The organism is Methylobacterium sp. 13MFTsu3.1M2 (assembly GCF_900112625.1).
Lineage (GTDB): Bacteria > Pseudomonadota > Alphaproteobacteria > Rhizobiales > Beijerinckiaceae > Methylobacterium.
This window is the reverse complement of sequence record NZ_FOMM01000002.1, coordinates 192,729-217,898: the sequence shown is the minus strand read 5'-3', so window position 1 is coordinate 217,898 and position 25,170 is coordinate 192,729. Positions and strand designations below refer to the sequence as shown.

The 25,170-nt window shown below is 71.2% G+C and carries 25 protein-coding genes; 17 read left to right on the top strand and 8 right to left on the bottom strand.

Annotated elements, in window-relative coordinates; translation table 11 throughout:
- Positions 1-493: 493 nt before the first annotated feature.
- The 3 genes from BM314_RS01080 to BM314_RS01070 all read right to left on the bottom strand — a co-directional run bounded on the left by BM314_RS01080 (position 494) and on the right by BM314_RS01070 (position 3,469).
- Positions 494-1,009, bottom strand: coding sequence for a DUF2165 family protein (locus tag BM314_RS01080; protein WP_091976504.1), 516 nt, complete (start codon positions 1,007-1,009; stop codon positions 494-496).
- 71 nt (positions 1,010-1,080) lie between these two features.
- The gene (locus BM314_RS01075) at positions 1,081-2,997 is read right to left on the bottom strand and encodes a hypothetical protein (protein ID WP_091976502.1); all 1,917 of its coding nucleotides are present in this window, start codon (positions 2,995-2,997) and stop codon (positions 1,081-1,083) included.
- Between the two features lie 145 nt (positions 2,998-3,142).
- Positions 3,143-3,469, bottom strand: a complete 327-nt coding sequence (locus tag BM314_RS01070; protein WP_020092036.1) for a HesB/IscA family protein — start codon at positions 3,467-3,469, stop codon at positions 3,143-3,145.
- 153 nt (positions 3,470-3,622) lie between these two features.
- On the opposite strand from BM314_RS01070, the gene BM314_RS01065 reads away from it, so the two are divergent.
- Positions 3,623-4,870, top strand: coding sequence for a deoxyguanosinetriphosphate triphosphohydrolase (locus tag BM314_RS01065; protein WP_091976501.1), 1,248 nt, complete (start codon positions 3,623-3,625; stop codon positions 4,868-4,870).
- 25 nt (positions 4,871-4,895) lie between these two features.
- On the opposite strand, the gene BM314_RS30810 is transcribed toward BM314_RS01065, so the two are convergent.
- Positions 4,896-5,333 carry a hypothetical protein gene (locus tag BM314_RS30810; protein ID WP_091926675.1) on the bottom strand — a complete coding sequence of 146 codons (438 nt, stop codon included), beginning with the start codon at positions 5,331-5,333 and terminating at the stop codon, positions 4,896-4,898.
- A 279-nt stretch (positions 5,334-5,612) separates the two neighbouring features.
- Here BM314_RS30810 and argS point away from each other — a divergent pair, with 279 nt between their 5' ends.
- The 6 genes from argS to tatC all read left to right on the top strand — a co-directional run bounded on the left by argS (position 5,613) and on the right by tatC (position 11,978).
- Positions 5,613-7,364, top strand: a complete 1,752-nt coding sequence (argS, locus tag BM314_RS01055; RefSeq protein WP_091976499.1) for an arginine--tRNA ligase — start codon at positions 5,613-5,615, stop codon at positions 7,362-7,364.
- Positions 7,365-7,412: 48 nt separating this feature from the next.
- Positions 7,413-8,792: an SPOR domain-containing protein gene (locus tag BM314_RS01050; RefSeq protein WP_091976498.1), complete on the top strand. Its 1,380-nt coding sequence runs from the start codon at positions 7,413-7,415 to the stop codon at positions 8,790-8,792.
- A 251-nt stretch (positions 8,793-9,043) separates the two neighbouring features.
- On the top strand, positions 9,044-10,048 hold the full coding sequence (nagZ, locus tag BM314_RS01045; protein ID WP_091976496.1) for a beta-N-acetylhexosaminidase: 1,005 nt from the start codon (positions 9,044-9,046) through the stop codon (positions 10,046-10,048).
- A gap of 157 nt (positions 10,049-10,205) precedes the next feature.
- A complete protein-coding gene (locus BM314_RS01040) occupies positions 10,206-10,478 on the top strand; it encodes a twin-arginine translocase TatA/TatE family subunit (RefSeq protein ID WP_020092042.1) in 273 nt (90 codons plus the stop codon).
- A 103-nt stretch (positions 10,479-10,581) separates the two neighbouring features.
- A complete protein-coding gene (gene tatB / locus BM314_RS01035) occupies positions 10,582-11,181 on the top strand; it encodes a Sec-independent protein translocase protein TatB (RefSeq protein ID WP_091976495.1) in 600 nt (199 codons plus the stop codon).
- A complete protein-coding gene (tatC, locus tag BM314_RS01030; RefSeq protein ID WP_020092044.1) occupies positions 11,178-11,978 on the top strand; it encodes a twin-arginine translocase subunit TatC in 801 nt (266 codons plus the stop codon). Before tatB ends, tatC begins: the two co-directional genes overlap by 4 nt.
- 15 nt (positions 11,979-11,993) lie before the next feature.
- Here the strand turns inward: tatC and BM314_RS01025 are convergent, their stop codons facing one another.
- Together BM314_RS01025 and tyrS are read right to left on the bottom strand one after the other, a co-directional pair.
- Entirely contained in the window at positions 11,994-12,677 is a 684-nt protein-coding gene (locus tag BM314_RS01025; protein ID WP_091976493.1) for a response regulator, read from the bottom strand.
- A 32-nt stretch (positions 12,678-12,709) separates the two neighbouring features.
- Complete coding sequence (gene tyrS / locus BM314_RS01020; protein ID WP_042675258.1) at positions 12,710-13,981, bottom strand: tyrosine--tRNA ligase; 1,272 nt, start codon at positions 13,979-13,981, stop codon at positions 12,710-12,712.
- Between the two features lie 123 nt (positions 13,982-14,104).
- On the opposite strand from tyrS, the gene BM314_RS01015 reads away from it, so the two are divergent.
- From BM314_RS01015 to ribB, 4 genes are all read left to right on the top strand, one after another.
- Positions 14,105-15,238 carry an anhydro-N-acetylmuramic acid kinase gene (locus tag BM314_RS01015; protein ID WP_020092047.1) on the top strand — a complete coding sequence of 378 codons (1,134 nt, stop codon included), beginning with the start codon at positions 14,105-14,107 and terminating at the stop codon, positions 15,236-15,238.
- Positions 15,235-15,852, top strand: a complete 618-nt coding sequence (locus BM314_RS01010) for a DUF3578 domain-containing protein (protein ID WP_091926682.1) — start codon at positions 15,235-15,237, stop codon at positions 15,850-15,852. Before BM314_RS01015 ends, BM314_RS01010 begins: the two co-directional genes overlap by 4 nt.
- Before the next feature lie 103 nt (positions 15,853-15,955).
- The gene (aroC, locus tag BM314_RS01005) at positions 15,956-17,056 is read left to right on the top strand and encodes a chorismate synthase (protein WP_020092049.1); all 1,101 of its coding nucleotides are present in this window, start codon (positions 15,956-15,958) and stop codon (positions 17,054-17,056) included.
- Positions 17,057-17,088: 32 nt separating this feature from the next.
- On the top strand, positions 17,089-18,165 hold the full coding sequence (gene ribB / locus BM314_RS01000) for a 3,4-dihydroxy-2-butanone-4-phosphate synthase (RefSeq protein ID WP_091976668.1): 1,077 nt from the start codon (positions 17,089-17,091) through the stop codon (positions 18,163-18,165).
- A gap of 20 nt (positions 18,166-18,185) precedes the next feature.
- On the opposite strand, the gene BM314_RS00995 is transcribed toward ribB, so the two are convergent.
- Complete coding sequence (locus BM314_RS00995) at positions 18,186-18,803, bottom strand: LysE family translocator (protein WP_091976492.1); 618 nt, start codon at positions 18,801-18,803, stop codon at positions 18,186-18,188.
- 132 nt (positions 18,804-18,935) lie between these two features.
- Entirely contained in the window at positions 18,936-19,865 is a 930-nt protein-coding gene (locus BM314_RS00990) for a histone deacetylase family protein (protein ID WP_091976490.1), read from the bottom strand.
- A 191-nt stretch (positions 19,866-20,056) separates the two neighbouring features.
- Here BM314_RS00990 and BM314_RS00985 point away from each other — a divergent pair, with 191 nt between their 5' ends.
- The 6 genes from BM314_RS00985 to BM314_RS00960 all read left to right on the top strand — a co-directional run bounded on the left by BM314_RS00985 (position 20,057) and on the right by BM314_RS00960 (position 25,165).
- Positions 20,057-20,635 carry a L,D-transpeptidase gene (locus BM314_RS00985; protein ID WP_091976489.1) on the top strand — a complete coding sequence of 193 codons (579 nt, stop codon included), beginning with the start codon at positions 20,057-20,059 and terminating at the stop codon, positions 20,633-20,635.
- A 162-nt stretch (positions 20,636-20,797) separates the two neighbouring features.
- Positions 20,798-21,238, top strand: a complete 441-nt coding sequence (locus tag BM314_RS00980; protein ID WP_020092054.1) for a hypothetical protein — start codon at positions 20,798-20,800, stop codon at positions 21,236-21,238.
- 100 nt (positions 21,239-21,338) lie between these two features.
- Complete coding sequence (locus tag BM314_RS00975; protein ID WP_020092055.1) at positions 21,339-23,342, top strand: acetyl-CoA carboxylase biotin carboxylase subunit; 2,004 nt, start codon at positions 21,339-21,341, stop codon at positions 23,340-23,342.
- A 28-nt stretch (positions 23,343-23,370) separates the two neighbouring features.
- The gene (locus BM314_RS00970) at positions 23,371-23,721 is read left to right on the top strand and encodes a hypothetical protein (protein ID WP_091926686.1); all 351 of its coding nucleotides are present in this window, start codon (positions 23,371-23,373) and stop codon (positions 23,719-23,721) included.
- 17 nt (positions 23,722-23,738) lie between these two features.
- Positions 23,739-24,170 carry a gamma-glutamylcyclotransferase family protein gene (locus tag BM314_RS00965; RefSeq protein WP_091926687.1) on the top strand — a complete coding sequence of 144 codons (432 nt, stop codon included), beginning with the start codon at positions 23,739-23,741 and terminating at the stop codon, positions 24,168-24,170.
- A 146-nt stretch (positions 24,171-24,316) separates the two neighbouring features.
- Positions 24,317-25,165 carry a formate/nitrite transporter family protein gene (locus tag BM314_RS00960; protein WP_020092058.1) on the top strand — a complete coding sequence of 283 codons (849 nt, stop codon included), beginning with the start codon at positions 24,317-24,319 and terminating at the stop codon, positions 25,163-25,165.
- Positions 25,166-25,170: the final 5 nt, after the last annotated feature.

Genomic DNA, 25,170 nt, shown 5'->3' with positions numbered 1-25,170 from the left:
GCGGTGTCTCCTCAACAGCGTGGGGTAACTCGATGACCGTTGCTCTGCGGTTTGCAGATCGCGGTTGCGCGGTCCGATCTCTCTCCTGACGCTCCTCGAACCGGGCCCGGGCATCGCGCGATGCAGGAAGGCGGATCAGGTGGAGGCTGACGGCGGTGGGCGCGGCGAGCGAGGGTGCAGGTCCAGGGCCCGGCCGACGATCGAGACCTCGACCGCCTCGGGCCGACGACTCTGGGGTTGACCGCGAGGCGGGAGCTAAGCCTGGCTACCGAACCGTGGATGCGGCACGCGATCGATAGAGGGTTGGTCCTGCGCGACACGGCTCGGCTCCGGAGCAGGGAGCCACCATCCCTCCCGCCGAGTGTTCAATCCAACAGAACTTATGGAACGAACTGATCGCGATTCCCGATCGTTCCGGGTGGCGGTTCGGCGAACTCCGAGAACGCGGTCGGCACGACAGCCCCCGCGTCGGGGCAGCGCTGGCCGCGCGATCTCAGCCTTTGCGGCCCGCCTCCGGATCCTCGGCCTCGGGCAGGGCGACGTAGATCATCACGCCGAGGACCGTCATGGCGAAGCGGAAGGCGGATTGCTGGCCGTTCCAGACCTTCGACATCCACATGCCGAACCACTCGGCGCCGATGCCCAGGAAGCCCGCCTGCCAGACCAGGAAGCCGACGCTCAGGCCGGCGATCGCCCAGGTCTTGGCCCGGTCGAAGTCGCCGCGCGGGGCCCGCAGCCGCGCCAGCATCAGCGCGACGCCGATCCAGAGCAGGAGCGCCGTGACAGCCTCCCCGGCGACGATCATCGCGAAGGCGCCGCGCTGCAGTGTCGGATCGGTGATCGCGCGGTCGGCGATGCCCGAATCCGGCAGGATCGTGTCCATCGACAGCACGTGCTGCACGAAGGCGAGGTTCACCGCCGGCTCCGTGACGTTGCCGTACACGACCAGCGTGCAGGTCAGTGCCAGGGCGCCGACGAGCGCGGCCTTCGAGAGGCGGACGACGAGCATGGGCGGCCCTTCCAGATATGCGGGCGTCGCCTTCGGAGCCGGGCCACGGCCTCGGCCGATCGCGGCGTCCCTCAGTTCGCTTTCGCCTCGACCTCGAGCCGGTCGAGGACGGCGGCCGGTGAGCGCGCCGCGCCCAGGTCGATGAAGCCGATCCCCGCCGGCTCCTTGGACTTGGCGTGCACCACGAGCTTGCCGGGTTTCATCACGAACTGGCCCATGGCGGCGCCGATCCCCTTGGCGGCCGCGCTGTTGCCCAGGATGATCGGCACGCCGAGCAGGCTGGCGGTGACGTATTCCTTGCGCAACTCGTCCGGCTTGAGGCTGAGATCCTTCGACTGCGCGGCCAGGAAGCGCTCGAACAAGCCGGCATTCTCGACCGTCAGGTTCAGGGTCTTGGCGCTGCCCGAGAACATCACCATGGTCGCCGCCGGCAGGGTGCCGGAGAACAGTTCGGGCCCGATGCCTCCGAGCGTGCCGGACAGGCGGACGGTGCCGATGTCCCGCCCGGAGATCGTGACCTCGCGCAGGGCGAGGTCACGGGCCTTCTCGTCCAGGCTCGCGTCGGCCACGAGGTCGAGGTCGAGGTCCCGGTAGCCGTAGGCCGGCAGCAGGCCGAGGAGCGGCGCGCCCGCGAGCAGGTCGGCGGGCAGGCTCAGGCCGGTGAGGCTGATGCGGGTCGCGCTGGGCACGCCGTCGGTCAGCGGGCCGAAGGCCAGGGCCGCCTCGCGCAGCGCGACGCGGGGGGACGTCCGCGGCGACACCGTGACCGCCAGGGGATCCGCGGTCCTGTCGGCCGGCCTGGGCTCGGGTGTCCGCGCCGACCGGCCCGGATCGGGCAGGGCGCCGCGGGCCGGGGGCCGGACGTCGCGGGGAGGCGCCCGCTCGGCCTCCGCCTCGGGCGGCAGGTCGATCGACAGGTCGGTGAGGGTGAGCGTGCCGAGCTTCGGCGTCAGGCGACGCATCTCGACGTCGGAGAAGCCGGCGCCGCCCGTCGGCTCGGCGGCGATGCCCTGGAGGGTCGCGACGGTCGGCGCCAGGGAGGTCCCCAGCGCGGCCACGCGGCCGACATGGATCCGCAGCGCGCCGCGGGTCATCGACAGGTTGTCCAGGGTGGTGCCGCCCTCGGAGCCCGAGGAAGTGTAGGCGGCCCGGCCGATCTCGAACAGCACCGGCCCCTTCGGATCGGTGTCGCTGACGCTCAGGCCCTGCATCTCCAGACTGCCGACCGAGGTGGCGTCGATGAGATCGGCGGCGGCCGCGGCCAGGGGGCGGCGGTCGCTGGCGCCGTCGAACCCGTTCGCCACGATGGCGAAGGCGCCGCTCCAGCCGTCCGGGACCTGCCGGCCGCCGAGATCGCGGCCGTCGAGGCGGGCGATCTTCACGGTGGTGCCGCGCGCGTCCGAGTAGGTGACGTCCGAGACCTGGATGGTGCCGTAGACGCGCTGGACCGGTCCCTTGCCGTCGCCGGGCACCGTGTAGAGCCGGCTGAGCGCGGCGAGATCCAGGTCCGTGGCGCGCACCTGACCGTAGGTCCCGGATCCGCGGTTCGGCCCCGCGACGGAGCTGACCGTCGCGCCGGCCGCCGTCAGCTCGCCGACGCGGCCGGCCCGGATGTCGCGGGCGACCACGTCGCGGTAGGTGACGGTCTGCCGGTTCTCGCCGGGACCCGCGTTCTCGGAGACGAGGACCGGGACGGTCAGGCTGCCGGCGTCGAGCCGGGCGAGGCGCTGCTCCCAGGGCACGTTGGAATCCGGGCGCAGGATCGCCGCGAGATCCTCCTTGGAGAGGCGGGTGCCGCTGGCCGTCAGCTTCGGAGCCTTCAGCAGCGTGCCGCCCAGCGGGATCACCACGTCGTTGACCGTCACGTCCTGGACGGCGGCGGCGCCCTCCTGCGCGGCGAGCGGCGCGGGCGCGAGGCCGAGAAGGGCCAGCGTGACGGCCGCCGCCCAGGCCGACCGGAGGCGGAGACGGGCCTTCGGGTGGTTCATGGCAGCGTCCGGACCAGGGCTCTCGCGGGGATGCCCTAGCCGTGCCGTGTTTTGCCAGGCGAGGCAATCGCGCGCGCCGGCCCGGGCGATCGAGCCGGGAAAGGTGTCGTACGGACGCAACGGCGCGGCGGCGCCGGGCCGGGCACTACAACGAGAAGGAGGTGCCGCAGCCGCAGGAGGCGGTGGCGAGCGGGTTCTCGATCTTGAAGGACTGCCCGATCAGGTCGTTCACGAAATCGATGGTCGAGCCGCTCATGTACTCGAGCGAGACCGGATCGACGATCACGGTGGCGCCGTCGCGCTCGATCGCGACATCCTGCGCCTCGCGGGCGCGGGTGATGTCGAAGGCGTAGGAGAAGCCCGAGCAGCCGCCACCGTTGACGCTGATCCGCAGCGACGAGCCCGCCGGCTCCGCCACCATGATCTCGTTGATGCGCTTGGCCGCGCGGGCGGTCAGGGTGATCTCAGCCATCGGTCTCTGGCCACGCATTCGTTCGGTGGACGGCGCGCCCGGCCCGTTGCCGAGGGCGCCTCGACCCACAAGATATGAGCCGCAAGCCCGCGCCGCAACGCGCCGGGCGGGGAGCCGTCATGAGCAGGGTGCGTGAGTTACAGAGCGGATGCCGTGCGACCGAACGGTGAGCGCTGGCGCGCGCCCTACGCCACCGACCCGGCCCGCACCCGGGGCCGCCTGATCCCGGAGGCCGGCTCGCCGACCCGCAGCGACTTCCAGCGCGACCGGGACCGGATCATCCACTCGACGGCGTTCCGGCGGCTGAAGCACAAGACGCAGGTCTTCGTGCATCACGAGGGCGACCATTACCGCACCCGCCTGACCCACACGCTGGAGGTGAGCCAGATCGGCCGGGCGCTCGCCCGCGCCCTCGGGCTCGACGAGGACCTCGCGGAAGCTCTGGCCCTCAGCCACGACCTCGGCCACACCTGCTTCGGCCATACCGGCGAGGATGCCCTCGACGCCTGCATGGCGCGCCACGGCGGCTTCGATCACAACGCCCAGGCGCTGCGGATCGTCACCCGGCTGGAGCGGCGCTACGCCGGCTTCGACGGGCTGAACCTCGCCTGGGAGACGCTGGAGGGCCTCGTCAAGCACAACGGTCCGCTGCTCACCGCGGACGGCCACCCGACGCCCCGCTACGCCGCCCGCGGCATCCCGGCGGCGATCCTGGAATACGACGCGCTGAATCCCCTCGACCTGTGGAGCCAGGCCGGCCCCGAGGCCCAGGCCGCCTCGCTGGCGGACGACATCGCCTACGCCGCCCACGACCTCGACGACGGGCTGCGCGCCGGCCTGTTCGAGATCCCGGAGCTGCGGGCGGTCCCGTTCCTGGCCGGGCTGCTCGACGAGATCGACCGGCTGCATCCGGGCCTGGAGCCGTCGCGGATGATCCACGAGCTCGCCCGCCGGGTGATCACCCGCTTCGTCGAGGACGTCATCCGCGAGGGCGGCCGCCGCATCGCCGCCCTGGATCCGCAGCGCGTCGAGGACATCCGCAACGCGGATCAGCCGGTCATCGTGTTCTCGCCGGAGATCGCGGCGGCCGACGCCGAGATCATGCGCTTCCTGTGGGAGCGGATGTATCGGCATCCCGGCGTGGTGGCCGTGCGGAAGAAGGCCGACGCCATCGTCAACGACCTGTTCGCCGCGTTCGCCGCGGCGCCGTCCCGGATGCCGGAGGAGTGGAGCGCCGGTCTCGACGGGGCCACCGAAGCCCGGGTCGCCCGCCGGGTCGCCGACTACATCGCCGGCATGACCGACACCTACGCGGTCCTGGCGCACCGCAAGCTCTACGCGACGACGCCGGACCTCCACTGGGAGTTGCCCAGCCGGGGCCTGCCCCTCGCCGAGCCCTGAGGGCCCGGCGCGGGGCCGGCGCGTGTCAGCAGCCGCAGCCGCAGGTGAAGCTGCCGTAGCACCCGCCGTAGCCGTAGCCACCGTAGGCAGCGGGATAGCCGTAGCCGTAGCCGCCGTAGGCGGCCGGGTAGCCGTAGCCGTAGCCGTAGCCGCCATAACCGTAGCCGCCGTAGACGCTGCCGGCGGCGAGCCCGAGCCCGAGGCCGATCCCCGCGCCGGCCAGCCCGTAGCCGAGGGCCCGACCGTAGCCGCCGCGGTAGCCGTAACCGTAGCCGCGCCCGTAGAAGCCGCGGGCCACGTAGCCGCCGCGGTAGCCGTAGCCGCCGCGGTAACCGCCCCGGAAGCTGCCGCCATGGAATCCGCCACCATGGAATCCGCCGCCGCGGAACCCGCCCGCCTCGGCACTCGGCGCGGCCAGGATGAGCGCGCAGAGCGCCGTGCCCGCAATCGTCAAGGTCTTCATCAGTAACTCCGCGATCGGCCTACTCACGATCGCCAACGATGACACCGTGTCGTCTCGTTCGAGACAAGACGGACACTGGGCGATCCGTATTCGTCGCGCGGGATAACCCGTCGGCGACGCGCACGTGGTTACCGGAGCGATGCCGCGACCGCGGATTCCGCGGGCTCGGTGCGCGGCCCGGCGCCGTGACACCCTCCCGCCCCCTTGCTAGACCGCCGGGGCGGGCGCAGGCCGGACGGGCCGGGCGACGAGACCCCCGCGCGAGCGAGATCGAGACCCATGAACATCTTCGCCCTGTTCGAGGCGCGCGTGCGCGAGGCCGTGGAGGCGCTGACCCGCGCCGGCCACCTGCCCGAGGGCCTCGACCTGGGCCGCGTGGTCGTCGAGCCGCCCCGCGACGCATCGCACGGCGATCTCGCCACGAACGCCGCCCTGGTGCTCGCCAAGGAGGCGCGGACCAATCCGAAGGCGCTCGGCGAGGCCCTGGCGGAGGAACTCCGCGCGGACCCGCGGATCGTCGAGGCGAGCGTCGCCGGGCCGGGCTTCATCAATCTGCGGCTCGACCCCGCGATCTTCCACGCGGTCGTGCGCGACGCGCTGACGGCGCCGGAGGCGTTCGGCCGCGCGCGGTTGCCCGGCGGCCCGATCAACGTCGAGTATGTGTCGGCGAACCCGACGGGGCCGATGCATGTCGGGCACGGCCGCGGCGCGGTGTTCGGCGACGCCCTGTGCAACCTGCTCGTCGCCGCCGGCCGGCAGGTGAAGCGGGAATACTACATCAACGACGCCGGCGTTCAGGTCGACGTGCTGGCCCGCTCGGCCTTCCAGCGCTACCGCGAGGCCCTGGGCGAGCCCTTCGCGATCGCCGAGGGCCTCTACCCGGGCGACTACCTGAAGCCCGTGGGCGCCGCGCTGGCCGAGACCCACGGCCGCGCGCTCCTCGACAAGCCGGAGGCGGAGTGGCTGCCCGCGGTGCGCGAGACCGCGCTCGGCATGATGATGGACATGATCCGGGCCGACCTGGCGGCGATCGGCATCCGCCACGACGTGTTCTTCTCCGAGCGCACGCTCCAGGAGAGCGGGGCCGTGAAGTCCCTGCTCGCGGAACTGCGCGCCAAGGGCCTCGTCTACGAGGGCCGCCTGCCGCCGCCCAAGGGTCAGCTGCCGGAGGATTGGGAGGACCGCGAGCAGACGCTGTTCCGCACCCGGGAATTCGGCGACGACAGCGACCGCCCGCTGCTGAAGTCGGACGGCTCGTACACGTACTTCGCCTCCGACATCGCCTACCACCGGGCCAAGTACCTCGCCGGGGCGACCGAGCTGATCGACGTCCTGGGCGCCGATCACGGCGGCTACGTGAAGCGCATGCAGGCTGCCGTGAAGGCGGTCAGCGACGGCAAGGCCACGCTCGACGTCAAGCTCTGCCAGCTCGTGCGGCTGTTGCGCGCAGGCGAGCCGGTCAAGATGTCCAAGCGGGCTGGCGAGTTCGTGACCCTGCGCGACGTGATCGACGAGGTCGGCCGCGACGCGATCCGGTTCATGATGCTCTACCGGAAGAACGACGCGACCCTGGATTTCGACCTCGCCAAGGTCGTGGAGCAAACGAAAGACAACCCGGTCTTCTACGTCCAGTACGCCCATGCCCGCGTCCGCTCGGTGCAGCGGCAGGCGCGCGAGGCCTTCCCGGACGCCGACCTCTCGGCCGCGGCGCTGGCCCGCGAGGCGGATTTCTCCGTGCTGAGCGACCCGGGCGAGATCGAGATGATGCGCCTCATCGCGCAGTACCCGCGGGTCCTCGAATCCGCGGCGCTGGCGCACGAGCCGCACAGAATCGCCTTCCACCTCTATGAACTGGCCTCCGCGCTGCATAGTTTCTGGAACAAGGGCAAAGACTTGCCGCAATTACGGTTTGTTAATGCAACCGACCGAAAGTCGACGTGGGCCCGGCTGGCGCTCGTCGAAGCTCTGCGGAGCACGCTGGCGGCCGGCCTTGCGATTCTCGGTGTGACCGCGCCGGACGAGATGCGATAGGCCCGAGTGCATCGGGCCGGTCTTCGGCGTTGATGTGAGGATGCTGCCATGACGAACGCTTCGCGCGCTCAGGTCGATTTGGACGCCCTCGCGCGCGATCTGCGTCAGGAGAAGGGCCAGGCGCCGCAGGCGTCCGGCAAGGGCGACCCGCTGGCGGAACTCGCCCGCATCGTCGGCCAGGACGACCCGTTCCGGGCGCTGCTCGCGGCCCGCGACGAGATGCGCGCCGTCGCGCCCGCCGCTCCGCAGCAGGCCGCCTGGAATGCCCGGGTCGAGCCGAGCTTCGCCCCGGAACCCGCCAAGGCCACGCCGGCCGACGCGTTCGACCAGTATCTCGCCTCGGTAGAGCAGGACACGCACCGCGAGGGCGCCGGCTACGCTCCGGAGAGCGGCCCGACCTCGACCGGCGACGAGGAGACCTACGCGGACAGCCGCGCGCTCCGGCGCGCCAATCCGCGGCGGCGGCTCGTCTCGGTGGGTGCCGGCGTCGCCGTGGTGGCACTCGCCGTCACAGGGGCGCTCACCTACAAGGGCCTGAGCAATTCGGGCCACGGCGGCGTGCCGGTGGTCCAGGCCGATTCCACGCCCCTCAAGGTCGCCCCGAAGGTCGCCGACGGCGTCGAGATCCCGGATCAGAACCGGCAGATCTACGACCCGAAGGGCAAGAAGGACGGCCAGATCAAGATCGTGAACCGCGAGGAGCAGCCCCTCGACGTGGCCGAGGCCGCGCGGGCGGCCCAGGGCCCGTCGCAGCCGAGCGGCGCCCAGGGTGGCACGACGCCGGGCAGCGGCCCGTTCGAGGCCTTCGGGGAGCCGCGCCGCGTCCGCACCGTCGCGGTCAAGCCCGAGGCACCGCCCGCGCCGCCGCCGCGCGAGCAGCAGGCCGCCGATGCCGGGCCGGCCCCGATCCCCACCATGGTCCTGCCGAGCGACGAGCCGCCCGCTCCGCCGGCCCCGAAGTCCAGGCCCGTCCGCCAGACCGCCGCAGCCATGCCGGCGACCACGGCCACGCCCGTCGACGCGCAGCCGGAAGCCGCGGTCGAGCAGCCGGCGCCCAAGCCGGTAGCCGTGAAGCCGCCGCCGAAAGCCGCCCAGCGCATCGCCGCCGTCGCTCCGGCCGGGGCGGCCGCGCCCGACACCACCGCCAGCACCACGACGGACGACGACGCCGTGAAGTCCGGCCCGGTCAGCGGCTTCTCGGTCCAGCTCGGGGTGCGCAGCTCCGCCGCCGAGGCCAAGGCCGCGTTCCACCAGTTGCAGGCCAAGTACGCGCAGCTCGCCGGCAAGCCCGAGCTGATCCGGCAGGCCGAGGTCAACGGCAAGACGATCTACCGCGTCCGCGTCGGACCGCTGGAGAAGGCCCAGGCCGCGAGCCTGTGCAGCGCCCTGCAGGGCGCGGGCGGCCAGTGCTTCGTGGCCAAGAACTGATCTCCTGACGGCACCTCGCGGACGGGACGGCGTGCCCGTCCGCGGTGATCCGCGTCGCCCGTCCGACCGAGTCCGCACGGCAACACGGGCGGCGCGATCGCCCCGGCCAGCGGTCCGGGGCCCCGGTTTGGTCTTGCCGGCTCCCCGTTCCCGCCCGACTCTGTCGCCATCGATTCGCGCCGCCCGGCGGCCCTGCCGCCGTTCTCGCGCCGTCTTCGCGCCGCCACCGAGCAGTATCCGAGCCGTTCCAGATGACCTCCCGCGCCCTGATTCTCGGCTGCACCGGCCCGTCGCTCACGGCGGAGGAGAGGGCCTTCTTCCGGGACGTGAAGCCGTGGGGCTTCATCCTGTTCAAGCGCAACATCGGGACGCCCGACGAGGTCCGCACCCTCACCGGGGCACTCCGGGACTGCGTCGGGTCCGACCGGGCGCCGATCCTGATCGATCAGGAAGGCGGCCGGGTCCAGCGGATGGGTCCGCCCCACTGGCCGGCCTATCCGGCCGGCGGCCGCTACGGTCGGCTGAACGGCAGCGCCGCGACCGTCGCCCGGCTCGGGGCGCGCCTCATGGCGCACGACCTCGCCGAGGTCGGCATCAACGTCGACTGCGCCCCCGTCCTCGACGTGCCGGCGCCGGGCTCGCACGACATCATCGGCGACCGGGCCTACGGGACGAGCCCGGAGCGGGTCACCGAGATCGGCCGCGCCGTCGCCGAGGGCCTGATGGCCGGCGGCGTCCTGCCGGTGATGAAGCACATCCCCGGGCACGGGCGCGCCACCTGCGACAGCCACCACGGCCTTCCGGTGGTCGACGCGACCCGCGCGGATCTCGCCGGGCAGGATTTCCGCACCTTCCGCGCCCTCGCGGACCTGCCGATGGCGATGAGCGCGCACGTCGTCTTCACCGCCATCGACCCCGACCGGCCGGCGACCCAGTCCGACACCGTCATCCGCGACATCATCCGCGGCGCCATCGGCTTCGACGGCCTGCTGATGACCGATGACCTGTCCATGCACGCGCTGACCGGCACGTTCCGCGATCGGACGGAGCGCGCCTTCGCGGCGGGGATCGACATCGGCCTCCACTGCAACGGCGCGCGCGACGAGATGCAAGCGGTGGCCGAGGCGGCGCCCGAACTGACCGGCGAGGCCGCGCGGCGCGCCGCCGCCGCCCTGGCGCGGCTCGACCCTACCGTCGACCGGCTCGACGTCGCGGAAGCCCGCGACCGCTTCGCCGCGGCCCTCGCCGCCGCCTGATCTGAGACACCGCGCGGCGATCCATCGCGGCCTTCCACCGGCCGTGGCATCGCCTCTGCTTGTGTTCGGGCGGCGCGATCCCTAGGTTCGCCCCGAAATCCTCAACCGGACGTGGCGTCACGCTCCCGCTTCTTCGGGGCGCCCGCAGGAGGTTGCCATGGGCAGCATGAGTATCTGGCACTGGGTCATCGTCGCAGTCATCGTGATGCTGCTCTTCGGACGCGGCAAGGTATCCGACCTGATGGGCGACGTCGCCAAGGGCATCAAGGCCTTTAAGAAGGGCATGGCCGAGGACGAGACCCCGCCGGCGGCCCAGGCCGCGCCGCCGCCGGCCGAGCCGGTTCGCACCATCCCACACACCGCCGAGACGAGCCCCGGCACCGCGATCCCGGCGAGTCATATCCCCGGCGGCGAGCGCAAGCCGGTCTGACGGCGAGCTTGACTGTAGGACTGTCAGAGCGCGCGCGCTCGTGTAGAGCCTGACGGGGTCCGGCCGCCGTGCCGGATCTCGGGGCAGCAGGACCGTCGACGACATGCTGGACATGAGCTGGGGCGAGGTGATGCTGATCGGCGGCGTCGCCCTCATCGTCATCGGGCCGAAGGATCTGCCGAAGGCGCTGCGCACCGTCGGGCAGATCACCACGAAGCTGCGCCGCATGGCCGGCGAGTTTCAGATGCAGTTCAACGAGGCGATCCGCGAGGCCGAGCTTGACGACGTCCGGCGCGAGGTCGACGGCATCCGCAACACCGTCCGCACGGCGGGCTCGACCTTCAATCCGGTGCAGACGATCCGCGACGAGCTGAAGGGCGCCGTCGAGGGCCGGGCCAAGATGGGTCCGGAGAAGATGGGACCGGAGATGCCCGGCCCCGAGACCCCGCCGGTCGAGACCCGGTCGCTGGCCGACGCCACGGCGCAGCTGAAGGCCGAGCAGGAAGCCGCGGCAACCCCTCAAGCCGCCGATACGCATCCGGTCACGCCCGCCGGCGCGTCGGACCATGGTGCGACGACCGAGGTCGCGGAGGCGCCCCTGCCCGTGCCCGGCTCGGTGGACGATCCGTTCGGCCCTCCGCCCGACCCGCCCGCCGCGCATCCCGCCACCGAAGAGTCCAAGAACGGCACGGCTGCCCGATGATCAGCGAGGCGGACGAGGCCGAGATCGAGGCATCCCGGGCGCCCCTGCTCGAGCACCTGATCGAATTGCGGTCGCGGCTGATCAAGTCGCTCATCGCCTTCGTGCTGATGTTCTTCGCGTGCTTCTTCTTCTCGCGCGACATCTACAACGTGCTGGTCTACCCCTACGTCTCGATCGTGGGTGCGCAGAACGCCGAGCTGATCGCCACGCACTTCCTCGAGCAGGTCTTCACCAACATCAAGCTCAGCGTCTTCGGCGCGGCCTTCCTGGCCTTCCCGGTGATCGCGACGCAGATCTACGCCTTCGTGGCACCCGGCCTCTACCGCAACGAGCGCAAGGCGTTCCTGCCCTACCTCGTCGCCACCCCGATCTTCTTCCTGCTCGGCGCGCTCGTGGTATTCTTCCTGGCGATGCCGCTGCTGATCAAATTCTCGGTGTCGCTCCAGCAGGTGGGCGTCGCCGGGGAGCCGACGATCAAGCTGCTCCCGAAGGTCGACGAGTACCTGTCGCTGATCATGACGCTGATCTTCGCGTTCGGCATCGCCTTCCAGCTGCCGGTGATCCTGACGCTGCTCGGCCAGATCGGGATCATCGACGCGGCGTTCCTGCGCGAGAAGCGCCGCTACGCGATCGTGCTGGTCTTCGTCGCCGCCGCCATCCTGACCCCGCCGGACGTCATCTCGCAGCTCTCCCTCGCGATCCCGATGCTGCTCCTCTACGAGGCCTCGGTGTTCTCGGTGGCGCGGGTCGAGAAGCTGCGCGCCGCGCGGCGCGTCGAGGAGGGGCTGGAGCCCTGAGCCGGCGCGCCGGGCTCAATCCGGCGCGCGCAGGCGGTAGCCGACGCCGGTCTCGGTGAGTAGGTAGCGCGGGCGCTCGGGATCGGGCTCGAGCTTCTGGCGCAGCTGCCGGATGTAGACGCGCAGGTACTGCGGGTCCGACGAGGCCGGCGCGTGGCGCATGAGCTGCGCGTGGGTGAGCACCTTGCCGGCGTGCTGCACCAGCACGCGCAGGAACTCGTATTCCCGCGGCGACAGCTTCACCTCGCGCTCGCCGATGCGGACGATGCGGCGGACGAGGTCGACCGAGAGGTCCTCGACCCGGAAGACCGGCCGCTCACCCTGCATGGCGAGGCGATGGCGCAGGGCCGCGCGGATGCGCGCCAGCAACTCGTTCATGCCGAAGGGCTTGGTGACGTAGTCGTCTGCGCCGAGATCGAGGGCCTCGACCTTGCCGCGCTCGTCGTCGCGGCTCGACAGGATCACGACCGGCAGGTCGGGCCAGCGCTCGCGGATCGCCGCCAGGAGCGCGTGGCCGGCCATGTCGGGCAGGCCGAGGTCGAGGAGCGCGAGATCCACCCCGCCGGCCTCCAGGGCGGCAAGCGCCGCGGCCCCGTCGGCGGCCTCGACGACCGCGTAGTCCTGCGTCCCGAGACCGGTGCGGAGCAGCCGGCGGATCGGCGGCTCGTCGTCGATCACCAGGATGCGGGCTATGCTCACGCGTTCCGTCTCTCGTGGCGGTCTCGGGCGGCCTATTCGGGCCGCAGCAGCACGTGCCGCTTCTTGCCGAAGGAGAGCTTGATGACCCCATCCGCGGTCACGTCGCCGCGGCCAAGGACAGCCTTCTCGTCTGTGACCGGCACGTCGTTGACGCGCAGGCCGCCGCCCTTGATCTGACGGCGCGCCTCGCTGGTGGACGGCACGAGCTTGGCGACCTCCGGCCCGAAGGCGGTGAGCACGCCGAGGCCCGCCTCCAGGGCGGCGGACGGCACGGTGACGCTCGGGAGGTCGGCGGCCAGCGTCCCCTCGACGAAGGTCTTGCGGGCGGTCTCGGCGGCGGCCTCGGCGGCCTCGCGGCCGTGCATCAGCGCGGTCGCCTCCGTGGCCAGCACCGTCTTGGCCGCGTTGATCTCGGAGCCGGCGAGGGCGGAGAGGCGCGCGATCTCCTCCATGGGCAGCAGGGTGAACAGCTTGAGGAAGCGGGCCACGTCCGCGTCCTCGGTGTTCCGCCAGAACTGCCAGTAATCGTAGGGCTTCAGCATGTCCGGGTTGAGCCAGACGGCGCCGGCCGCGGTCTTGCCCATCTTGGCGCCGGACGACGTGGTCAGCAGCGGGCAGGTCAGGGCGTAGAGCTGCGGCGTGCCCATGCGGCGGCCGAGATCGATGCCGTTGACGATGTTGCCCCACTGGTCCGATCCGCCCATCTGCATGACGCAGCCGTAGCGGCGATTCAGCTCCACGAAGTCGTAGGACTGAAGGATCATGTAGTTGAACTCGAGGAACGACAGCTCCTGGTCGCGCTCCAGGCGCAGGCGCACGCTGTCCATCGACAGCATGCGGTTCACCGAGAAATGGCGGCCGACGTCGCGCAGCATCTCGATGTAATTGAGCTTGGTCAGCCACTCGGCGTTGTCGACCATCACGGCGTCGCCGGCCGCGTCGCCGAAGCGGAGGAACCGGTCGAAGGTCTTGCGGATCTCGGCCTTGTTGGCGTCGATCTGCTCCACGGTGAGGATCTTGCGGGTCTCGTCGCGGCCAGACGGATCGCCGACCCGGGTCGTGCCGCCGCCCATCAGGGCGATGGGCCTGCCCCCGGTGGCCTGCAGCCAGTGCAGCATCATGATCGACAGGAGATGCCCGACATGGAGCGAGGGCGCCGTGCAGTCGTAGCCGACATAAGTGGTCAGCCGGCCCTCGAGGGCCGCGGCGTCGATGCCGGCGAGGTCCGAGGTCTGGTGGATATAGCCGCGCTCGGTCAGGATCCGCAGGAAGTCGGATTTCGGCGCGAAGCTCTCGGCGGTCATGGATGCCATCTCGGGTCGCGCGCTGGCGCGACAGGCCGAGGCCCCGCATGCTAGCTCGCGCTGGGTTCAGGATACGGCGCGCTCTTAGCAGGGCGTTGGCCGAAAGGCACGGGGCAGCACGGCATGGCGATGATGCGCGCGATCGGACTGATGAGCGGCACCTCGCTGGACGGCGTCGACATCGCGCTGATCGAGACCGACGGCGAGCGCGTCCACGTGGTGAAGGGCCACAACAACTTCCTCGAACCGCTGGGCCCCACCGGCTATCGCGGCTACGCCGACGACGAGAAGGCGCTGCTGCGCGCGGCCACCAAGGACGCCGAATCCGTCCTCCATCCCGCCGACCGGCCCGGGCGTCTGCCGGAGGCCGAGGCCTTCGTCACCCTCGCCCATGCCGAGGCCGTGGAGCGCTTCCTGGAGGAGCACGGCCTGAATGCCTCCGAGATCGACGTGATCGGCTTCCACGGGCAGACCGTGATCCACCGTCCGGACCAGCGGATCTCGATCCAGATCGGCGACGGGCAGGCGTTGGCGACCCGGCTCGGCATCCCGGTCGTCTCGGACCTGCGCCGGGCCGATATCGAGGCGGGCGGGCAGGGAGCGCCGCTGGTGCCGGTCTTCCACAAGGCGCTCGCCGAGGCGTCGGGCTTCGACGGGCCCTTCGGCATCCTCAACATCGGCGGCGTCGCCAACGCGACGCTGATCGACTCGAAGGGCGGCGTCATCGCCTTCGACACCGGTCCCGGCAACGCCCTGATCGACGAGTGGATGCAGGAGCGCGAGGGCAAGAACCTCGACGATGGCGGCCGCACCGCCGCCCGCGGCCGCCCGGACGAGCAGCTGCTCGCCTGGCTCCTGACGCACCCGTTCTTCTTCCGCAAACCGCCGAAGTCGCTGGACCGGAACTGGTTCTCACACAAGCTCGCCGGGCAACTCTCGACCGAGGACGGCGCCGCGACGCTCACGGCCTTCACGGCCCGGGCCGTGGCCCGGGCCCTCGACCACGCCCCGGAGGTCCCGACCCGCTGGATCGTGGCCGGCGGCGGCGCCCGCAACGGCGAGCTGGTGCGGCTCCTGAACTACCACCTGCGCGCCGAGATCACGACCGCGGACGCGATCGGCTGGTCCTCCGCCTATCTGGAGGCGCAGGCCTTCGCGTACCTCGCGGTGCGCTCGCTCAAGGGCCTGCCGATCACCTTCCCGGCGACCACCGGGGTACGCGAGGCCATCACCGGCGGGGTGCTGGCGCGGCCGTGAGCCTCGGCTACGCCCTCCGGCGGATCGTCGAGGAATACCCGCTCGCCCGGCTCGACCCGCCGGCCGGCCACCCGCTCGCTGCCGTCATCCGCAGGGGTGCGCCGGACGAGCTGCGCGCCGCCCTGGAGCCGATCGACGGGCCGTTCCTGGTGAAGGGCAGCCCGGGGCGCGGGAGCCACTGGGCCGCGATCCCCTGGATCGCCGTGTTCGATCCCGCCGTCACCACCAGCGCCACGCGGGGCTACTACCTCGTCTACCTGTTTCCGGCGAACCGCGAGGCGGTGCACCTGTCACTGGCGCAGGGAACGGTGGCGGCGATCCGCAGCCACGGTCCGGCGGCGGCCGGTGCCCATCTTCGCGCCAGCGGCGCCGCGCTCAGGACTCGACTGTCGGACTTCGCCGACGCGCTGCCGAACGCGGCGATCGCCCTCGGCAGCGCGGGCGAATTGCCGGAGGGCTACGAGGCCGCCCACATCCTCGGCCTCACCTACGCCCTCGCCGATCTCGGTGACGAGCGCCGGCTGCACCGGGATCTGGCCGCCGCGGTCGCGGCGTACCGGGCGCTCAAGGCGCGGGGCGGGCTCGATCTGCCCGGTTCGCCGAAGTCGCCATGAGGCTGGCGACCGCTTCGGCCCGTCGCCGCGCGCGGGTCTGCCCCGCCGCCCTGCACGGGCCGCGTTTGTGCCCCCGCCGCTCCCGCGCTAAGGCAGCCGCGCCATGTCGCACAACACCTTCGGCCACCTGTTCCGCGTCACGACCTTCGGCGAGAGCCACGGGATCGCGCTCGGCTGCGTCGTCGACGGCTGCCCGCCCGGCCTGCCCCTGGAGGCCGAAGAGATCCAGGCCGAGCTGGATCGCCGGAAGCCCGGCCAGTCGCGCTTCACGACGCAGCGCCGCGAGCCCGATCAGGTCAAGATCCTGTCCGGCGTCTTCGCGGACGACCGCACCGGCGGCCGCCAGCTCACCACCGGCACCCCGATCGCGCTGATGATCGAGAACACGGATCAGCGCTCGAAGGACTACTCGGAGATCCGCGACAGCTACCGCCCCGGCCACGCCGACTACACCTACGACGTGAAGTACGGCATCCGCGACTACCGCGGCGGCGGCCGGTCCTCGGCGCGGGAGACCGCCGCGCGGGTCGCGGCCGGCGCGGTGGCGCGCAAGGTCATCCCGGGCGTGACCATTCGGGCGGCCCTCGTGCAGATGGGCCCGCACGCCATCGACCGGTCCCGCTGGGACTGGGACGCGGTCGGCAACAACCCGTTCTTCTGCCCCGATGCCGAGACGGCGTCCTTCTACGAGACCTATCTCGACGGGCTCCGGAAGGACGGCTCGTCGGTCGGCGCCGTCATCGAGGTCGTCGCCGAGGGCGTGCCGCCCGGTCTCGGCGCACCGGTCTACGGCAAGCTGGACGCGGACCTGGCCGCCGCGATGATGTCGATCAACGCCGTGAAGGGCGTCGAGATCGGCGACGGGTTCGCGGCGGCGGCCCTGCGCGGCGAGGACAACGCGGACGAGATGCGGGCCGGCAACGGCGGCCGGCCGCGCTTCCTGGCGAACCACGCGGGCGGCATCCTGGGCGGCATCTCCAACGGCGAGCCGGTCGTAGTGCGGTTCGCCGTGAAGCCGACCTCCTCGATCCTGACCCCGCGCCGCTCCGTCACCCGCGACGGCGGCGAGGTCGATCTCGTCACCAAGGGCCGGCACGATCCCTGTGTCGGCATCCGCGCCGTGCCGGTCGCGGAGGCCATGATGGCCTGCGTGCTGGCCGATCACTATCTGCGCCATCGCGGACAGGTCGGATCCCAGCCCTGATCCGGGTCCGTCCCAACGATTCGAGAATGCCCGTGCCCCACTGCACCGTCACAGAGGCCATCGCGGCCTTCGCCCGCGGCGAGATCGTGGTCGTCACCGACGACGACGACCGCGAGAACGAGGGCGACCTCGTCGTCGCCGCCTCGCTCTGCACGCCGGAGAAGATGGCGTTCATCATCCGCAACACCTGCGGCATCGTATGCGCGCCGATCACCCAGAGCGAGGCGCGGCGCCTGCACCTCGCCCCGATGGTCGCGTCGAACGACGCGCCGCTGGGCACGGCTTTCACGGTCACGGTCGACGTCAAGCACGGGCTGACGACCGGCATCTCGGCGGAGCAGCGCTGCAACACCGTGCGGGCGCTGGCCAACGGCAACATGGGCGCCGGCGACTTCGTGCGGCCCGGCCACGTCTTCCCGCTGATCGCCCGCGACGGCGGCGTACTCATGCGCTCGGGCCACACCGAGGCCGCCGTCGACCTGTGCCGCCTCGCCGAGCTGCCGCCCGTGGGCGTGATCTGCGAGCTCGCCAACGACGACGGCACCGTCATGAAGGGGCCGCAGATCGAGACCTTCGCCGAGAAGCACGGCCTCAAGCAGGTCTCGGTGGCTGACCTGATCGCATATCGGCAGGCCCGCGATCGTCTGGTGGAGCGGGTCGGACACTTCCCGGTGCGCTCGAACCACGGCGACCTGAATGCTTACGTCTTCTCGACGCCCTTCGAGTCGATCCAGCAATTCGCGTTCGTGATGGGCGAGATCGGCGACGGCCGCGACGTGCTGGTGCGCCTGCACCGCTCCAACGTCGCTGCCGACGTGATCGGCGGCGGCAAGCAGATCGACGCCGTGCTCAAGCGCTTCGCGGCGGCCGGGCGCGGCGTGCTGGTCTATCTCCGGGACGGCACCGCGGGTGTCCCGGTCAAGAGCGTCACCGACGAGGGAACGGAGGCGCTCCGGGCGCGGCAGTGGCGCGAGGTCGGGCTCGGCGCCCAGATCCTGCGCGATCTCGGCGTGGTCTCGATCCGCAACCTCGCCACCTCGTCCCGCTCCTATGTCGGCCTCTCGGGCTTCGGTATCGAGCTCCTGGGCGACGAGCGCCTGGAGGGCTGAGGCCCGGAAGAGCGCCCCGGTCAGGCGCGGCGCAGGACGGTCCAGAATGCCGCGCCGGCCATGATCGCCGCGGCGCCGCGGTTCAGCCGCGCGCGAAAGGCCGGCCGCCGGAGAGACTCGCGCGCCCGCGCCGCCAGGGCCGCGTAGGGCGTCATCACGGCGAAGAGGATCGCGGCCGTGATGACGACGAGGCTGACGCAATCCGCCGCCGTCACGCCGCGCAGATCGACGAGCGTTGGCAGGATCGCGAGGTAGAAGACGATCGTCTTCGGATTGCCCACGGTGATGGTCAGCCCGGCGACGAAGCTGGTCCACGGCCGGTCCCGCGACTCCCCCTCGACCCGGGCTGCGGCTCCGGCCGCCCGCCAGAGCCGGAACGCCAGGTAGGCCAGGTAGAGCGCCGCGCCGTAGCGGACGACGACGAAGACCGCCCCGAGCGCCTCCGCGATCAGCGACAGGCCGAAGATCGCGGCGGCGAGATAGGTCAGGTCGCCGAGGATCAGGCCGAGCGAGAAGGCCATCGCGGCGCCGAAACCCGCGCCCAGGGCCCGGGCAACGAGGGCGACGACGCCGGGCCCGGGGATCGCGGCAGCGACCCCGAGGGCCAGCGCGTAGGTCAGGAAGCCCGCGAGCGTCATCGAGCGGTGCCCGCGGCCGGGACGGGAATGCTCCGCAGGGGTGGGCGCAGACGGCTCCGTGGCGGCATGGCGGCGATCTCCTCCGAGACGCCGATTATCGCCTGCCGCCGGACGACCGCAACGCAGCCGCCGTCAGCGGCCCATCAGCGCGTCGACGTGGGCGGCCACCGACTTGCCGAGGCCCTCGAGGCTGTAGCCGCCCTCGAGGATCGAGACGACCCGGCCGCCCGCGCAGCGCTCGGCCAGGTCCATCAGGCGGCGGGTCGCCCAGCCGAAATCCTCGGCCTCCAGCCGCAGGTTGGCGAGCGGGTCCAGCCGGTGCGCGTCGAAGCCGGCGGAGATCACGATCACGTCCGGCCGGAACGCCTCCAGGCGGGAGAGGATGCCGGTCTCGAACGCCTCGCGGAACACCTCGCCGTCGTCGTTCGGCCGCAGCGGCACGTTGACGATCGTATTCTTCTCGCCCCGCTCGGACGACGATCCGGTCCCGGGATAGAGCGGCATCTGGTGGGTCGAGCAGTAGAGCACCGAGGCGTCGTTCCAGAAGATGTCCTGGCTGCCGTTGCCGTGGTGAACGTCCCAGTCCACGAGCGCCACCCGCTCGGCGCCGTGCTTCTTCCGGGCGTGCAGGGCCGCGATGGCGGCGTGGTTGAACAGGCAGAAGCCCATCGCGCGGGTCCGCTCCGCGTGGTGGCCGGGCGGGCGCATGGCCACGAAGGCGTTGCGGCACTCGCCGCCGACGACGGCGTCGACGGCGTGCATCCCGCCGCCCACGGCCCGCAGCGTCGCCTCGAGGCTGCCCGCCGACAGGATCGTGTCGGAATCGATGCCGACCATGCCGTGCTCGGGCACCGCCGCCACCAGCGCGTCCACGTACTCGCGCGGGTGCGCGAGGGTGACGGCCTCGATCTCGCCCCGGGGCGCCGTGGCCCGCACGAGGCCCGCGAAGCGCTCGTCCTCCAGGGCCCGCTCCACCGCGCGCATCCGGGCCGGTCGCTCCGGATGCCCCTCGGGGACCTCGTGATCGAAGCTGGCGGGATGGCTCACGTAGAGGGTGGTCACGAGGGTCGCTCCCGGGATGCTCGCCTGTCGCGCACCGACAACAGGAGCCGGCAATGTGCCACGGGCCCAACGCGCGGACTACGGCGGGGTGCCGTTGCCCCCTTATGGTTGCGTGATTCTTCCACGGGACGGACCCGGATCGGCGATCCGCGCGCCCCGTCCGCGGCCGCGGCGACCTTCGAGGCGGGGATATGCGGATCATCTCGGGACTCGGCTGCGTCCTGCTGCTGGCGGGCTGCACCTTCAAGGGCGTGCCCGATCCGGCGCTCTCGGCCCGCGACGCCGAGTACATGGCCCTGGTGCCCGAGGCCGAGTTCGATCCGCACTTCGCCCGCTACGAGATCGCCGACCCGACCCGGGAAGCGCCCGGCACGATCGTCGTCGAGACCAAGGAGCGCCAGCTCTACCTCGTCCTGCCGAACGGCCGGGCGATGCGCTACGGCGTGTCGGTGGGCGACGAGGCGTATGGCTGGACCGGCACGGCCCGGATCGACCGCAAGGCGGAGTGGCCGGCCTGGAACCCGCCGGCCGAGATGATCCGGCGCTGGCCGCACGTCCACGCCATGCAGGGCGGCCCGATGAACCCGCTCGGCGCCCGCGCCCTGTACCTGTCGGATCGCGGTCGGGACACGCTCTACCGGATCCACGGCACGAACGAGCCCGAGAAGATCGGCCAGGCGGTCTCCTCGGGCTGCATCCGAATGCGCAACATCGACGTGGTCGACCTCTACAACCGGGTGCCCGTGGGAGCCACGGTCATCGTCCGGTAACGCAACCGGTCAACGTCCCAATAAGCCTGCTTGCTCGGGGGGTGTTTACCTGAACTTCCGTTCAGATCTCGCCATTAACCTCTGGAAGGGGAGCGGTCCCGTAAGTTGAAGACACACAGGGACTAGAGCCGACCGCAACAAAGGTCGGGGAGGCAGGCGATCATGACCACCATTTCCGTTCAACAGTTCTGCAACCATGCTGTCTCGGCCGGCACGATCAGCGACGAGGACCTGCTCGTCCTGAAGCGCGAGGTTCTCCCGGACGGCCTCATGAACCGCGAGGAGGCCGACCTGCTGATCGCCCTCGAGCGGGCGGTGATCGGTTCCGACGCCTTCGCCGACTTCCTGGTCGCCTCGGTCGTCGACTTCGCCGTGTGGGGCTCGCGCCCGACCGGCTACATCGACCGCGACGTCGCCGCGTGGCTCGCCGCCTCGCTCAGCGGCCGCGACGGCCCGAGCGCGGTGGGTGCCCGGATCGCCATGGAAGTCGTCCGCGAGGCCGAGAGCAGCGCCGAATCACTGGTGGCCTTCGCCCTCGAGGCCAACCGTCGCGCCCGCGACACGGTCCAGGCCCCGCGCATGACCTTCGCCCTGGCCGCCTGAGCCTCAGACCAAGGCGCAGCTTCCGTCCGCGGCGCAACTGATCTATCGGGACAGTCAAGCCGGTGCGCAATCCGGCGATCTCGAAAGCAGTGCGCCAGCGATGTTCGACAAGATCCTGATTGCCAACCGGGGTGAGATCGCCTGCCGGGTGATCAAGACGGCCCGGAGGATGGGCATCAAGACCGTAGCGGTCTACTCGGATGCCGATCGCGACGCCGTGCACGTCGCCATGGCCGACGAGGCCGTGCATATCGGGCCCGCTGCCGCCTCCGAATCGTACCTCGTGATCGAGAAGATCGTCGAGGCCTGCAAGAAGACCGGCGCCCAGGCCGTCCATCCGGGATACGGCTTCCTCTCCGAGCGCGAGGCCTTCCCGAAGGCGCTCGAGGCCGCCGGCATCGTGTTCATCGGCCCCAACCCGGGGGCCATCGCCGCCATGGGCGACAAGATCGAGTCGAAGAAGGCGGCCGCCGCCGCCGAGGTCTCGACGGTTCCGGGCTTCCTCGGCGTGATCGAATCACCCGAGCACGCCAGGAAGATCGCCGACGAGATCGGTTACCCGGTGATGATCAAGGCCTCCGCGGGCGGCGGCGGCAAGGGGATGCGCATCGCCTACTCGGGCGAGGAAGTGGCGGAGGGCTTCGCCCGCGCCAAGTCGGAGGCGGCCTCCTCGTTCGGCGACGACCGCGTCTTCATCGAGAAGTTCATCACCGACCCGCGCCACATCGAGATCCAGCTGATCGGCGACAAGCACGGCAACGTCGTCTACCTCGGCGAGCGCGAGTGCTCGATCCAGCGCCGTAACCAGAAAGTGATCGAGGAGGCGCCGTCGCCGCTCCTCGACAAGAAGACCCGCCGCAAGATGGGCGAGCAGGCCGTCGCGCTCGCCAAGGCGGTGAACTACGATTCGGCCGGCACGGTCGAGTTCGTCGCTGGGCAGGACAAGTCCTTCTACTTCCTGGAGATGAACACCCGTCTGCAGGTCGAGCATCCGGTCACCGAGATGATCACCGGCCTCGACCTCGTCGAGCTGATGATCCGCGTCGCGGCCGGCGAGAAGCTGCCGATCACCCAGGACGACGTGAAGCTGAACGGCTGGGCGGTCGAGAGCCGCGTCTACGCCGAGGACCCGACCCGCAACTTCCTGCCCTCGATCGGTCGGCTGACCACCTACCGTCCGCCGGAGGAGGGTCAGCAGGGCACGGCGATCATCCGCAACGATACCGGCGTGGAGGAGGGCGGCGAGATCGCCATCCACTACGACCCGATGATCGCCAAGCTGGTCTCCTGGGCGCCGACCCGGGCCGAGGCGATCGCCGCGCAGGGCGAGGCCCTCGACGCCTTCGCCATCGACGGCATCCGCCACAACATCCCGTTCCTCTCGGCGCTGATGGCCCATCCGCGCTGGCAGGAGGGTCGGCTGTCCACAGGCTTCATCGCCGAGGAATTCCCCGAGGGTTTCACGGCTCCGGAGCCCGCCGGCCCGGTGGCGATCCGCATGATGGCGGCGGCGGCGGCGATCGACCACAAGCTCAACCAGCGCAAGCGCGGCATCTCCGGGCAGATGCGCGCGCCCGGCCTCTTCGCCTTCGAGCGTGAGCGCGTGGTGATCCTGGCGGGTCAATCCTTCCCGGTGACGGTCGAGCCGGAGGGCGAGGACATCCTCGTCACCCGCGACGACGGCACGGCGCTCACGGTGGCGAGCGCCTGGCGCCCGGGCGAGCCGGTCTGGATCGGCACGATCGGCTCGGAGCGCGTGGCGATCCAGGTGCGCAGCCTGCTCAACGGCGTGTTCCTGCAGCACGCCGGCGCGGCCGCCGAGGCCCGGGTCTACACCCGCCGCGAGGCGGAGCTCGCCGCCCTGATGCCGGTGAAGGAGCAGGCCGGCTCGGGCAAGCAGGTGCTCTGCCCGATGCCCGGCCTCGTGAAGCAGATCCTCGTCACCGAGGGCCAGGAGGTGAAGAACGGCGAGCCGATCGCGGTCGTCGAGGCCATGAAGATGGAGAACGTCCTCCGCGCCGAGCGCGACGCGACGGTGGGGAAGATCCACGCCAAGGAGGGCGACAGCCTCGCGGTCGACGCGGTGATCCTGGAATTCGCCTGATCGCGGGGCACGCGTCGCGCTCGCGGCCGTGACCGCGGTTCACAACGAGCAGACCAAGCTGCTGGCGACGGCGCTGAACAACATCGCCGTTGCCTACGTCGTCATCGGCTTCGTCACGCCGATGACGGCCGCGAGCTTCGGTGTGCCGAGTGCACCGGCGCTGCGCGTCGAGAACGCGATCTTCACGCTCGTTTGGCTGGGGACCGGCTGCGCACTACTGTTACGGTGCGAGGCGTGCCCTCCGGAGCCTGAAGCCGTGAACTACGACTGGATCTTCGTAACGTTCGGCATTCCGGCGATCACGCTGGCGATCGCCTACGCGGCCGTGCGCGCGAACGAGCGGGCCGCGCATCGCCTCGATCCCCCAGCGGGCGAGTAGGCTCTCACAGCTCCGGCATGCCCCTCTATTTCGCCTACGGCGCCAACATGGATGCCGCCGCGATGGCGCTGCGCTGCCCGGTTTCGCGGCTGATCGGCGGCGGACATCTGCCGAACCACCGCTTCATCATCATGCGCGAGGGCTACGCGTCCGTCGTGCCCGATCCAAGGCGCACCGTCTGGGGCGTCCTGTGGGAACTCGCTCCCGACGACATCCCGGCCCTCGACCGCTACGAGGGTGTCGCCGGGGGTCTCTACACCAAGGCGGCGCTGCCGGTCCGCACCGGGGAGGGCGTCAAGCGCGCCCTGATCTATCGCGGATGCTCGACGGCGCCCGGCCGTCCGAGGCCCGGGTACCTGGAGGCGGTCGTCGCGGCGGCGCGCGCGGCGCAGCTGCCGCCCGCCTATCTTCGGGAACTCGGCACCTGGACCCGCGGCCTGCCCGCCTGAGCGTCGCGCAGTTGGTACGCGACATGCTTGCCCACGAGCGAGCTGGAGGGCGAGCGGCAGCACCGCGCCCGTCCGGCCATCCGTGATTGCGCGGCGCGCCCGTCGGTCAACGACGATCGGCGTGCGTTCGCGAGGGAGAGTTGTGCATGTCGTATCTGGCGCCCGCCGATTTCGTGAAGAAGGCCGTCGATGCCGGTGAGGCGAAGGTCTTCATGGCTACCAAGGACACGTTCATCCGGGCCTACATGGCCGGCGCGATCCTGGCGCTCGCCGCCGCCTTCGCGGTGAGCGTCAACCAGGCGACCGGCCAGCCGCTGGTCGCGGCGCTGCTGTTCCCGGTCGGCTTCTCGATGCTGTACCTTCTCGGCTACGACCTGTTCACCGGCGTCTGCGTGCTCACGCCGCTCGCCCTCATCGACAAGCGCCCCGGCGTCACCGTGGCCGGCGTCGCCCGCAACTGGGTGCTGGTCTTCTTCGGCAACTTCGCGGGCGCCCTGACCACCGCGGTGATGATGTCGATCGTCTTCACCTTCGGCTTCGCCACCGAGCCGAACGCCGTCGGCAAGCTCATCGCCGGGATCGGCGAGGCGCGCACCCTCGGCTACGAGAAGTACGGCGCCTCGGGGATGCTGACGCTCTTCGTCCGCGCCATGCTGTGCAACTGGATGGTCTCGACCGGCGTCATCGGCGCCATGCTGTCGACCTCGGTGCCTGGCAAGGTCATCGCGATGTGGATGCCGATCACGGTGTTCTTCTTCATGACCTTCGAGCACTCGGTGGTGAACATGTTCCTGTTCCCGTCGGCGATCCTCATGGGCGGCCACCTGACGGTGATGGACTACCTGCTCTGGAACGAGATCCCGACGCTGATCGGGAACATCGTGGGCGGCATCGCCTTCACGGGCCTGATGCTCTACTCCACGCATGTCCGCACCGGCGCGACGCGGACCCCGGCCCTCGGCGCCGGCATGCGTCGCCCGATCGCGGCCGAGTGAGGCCA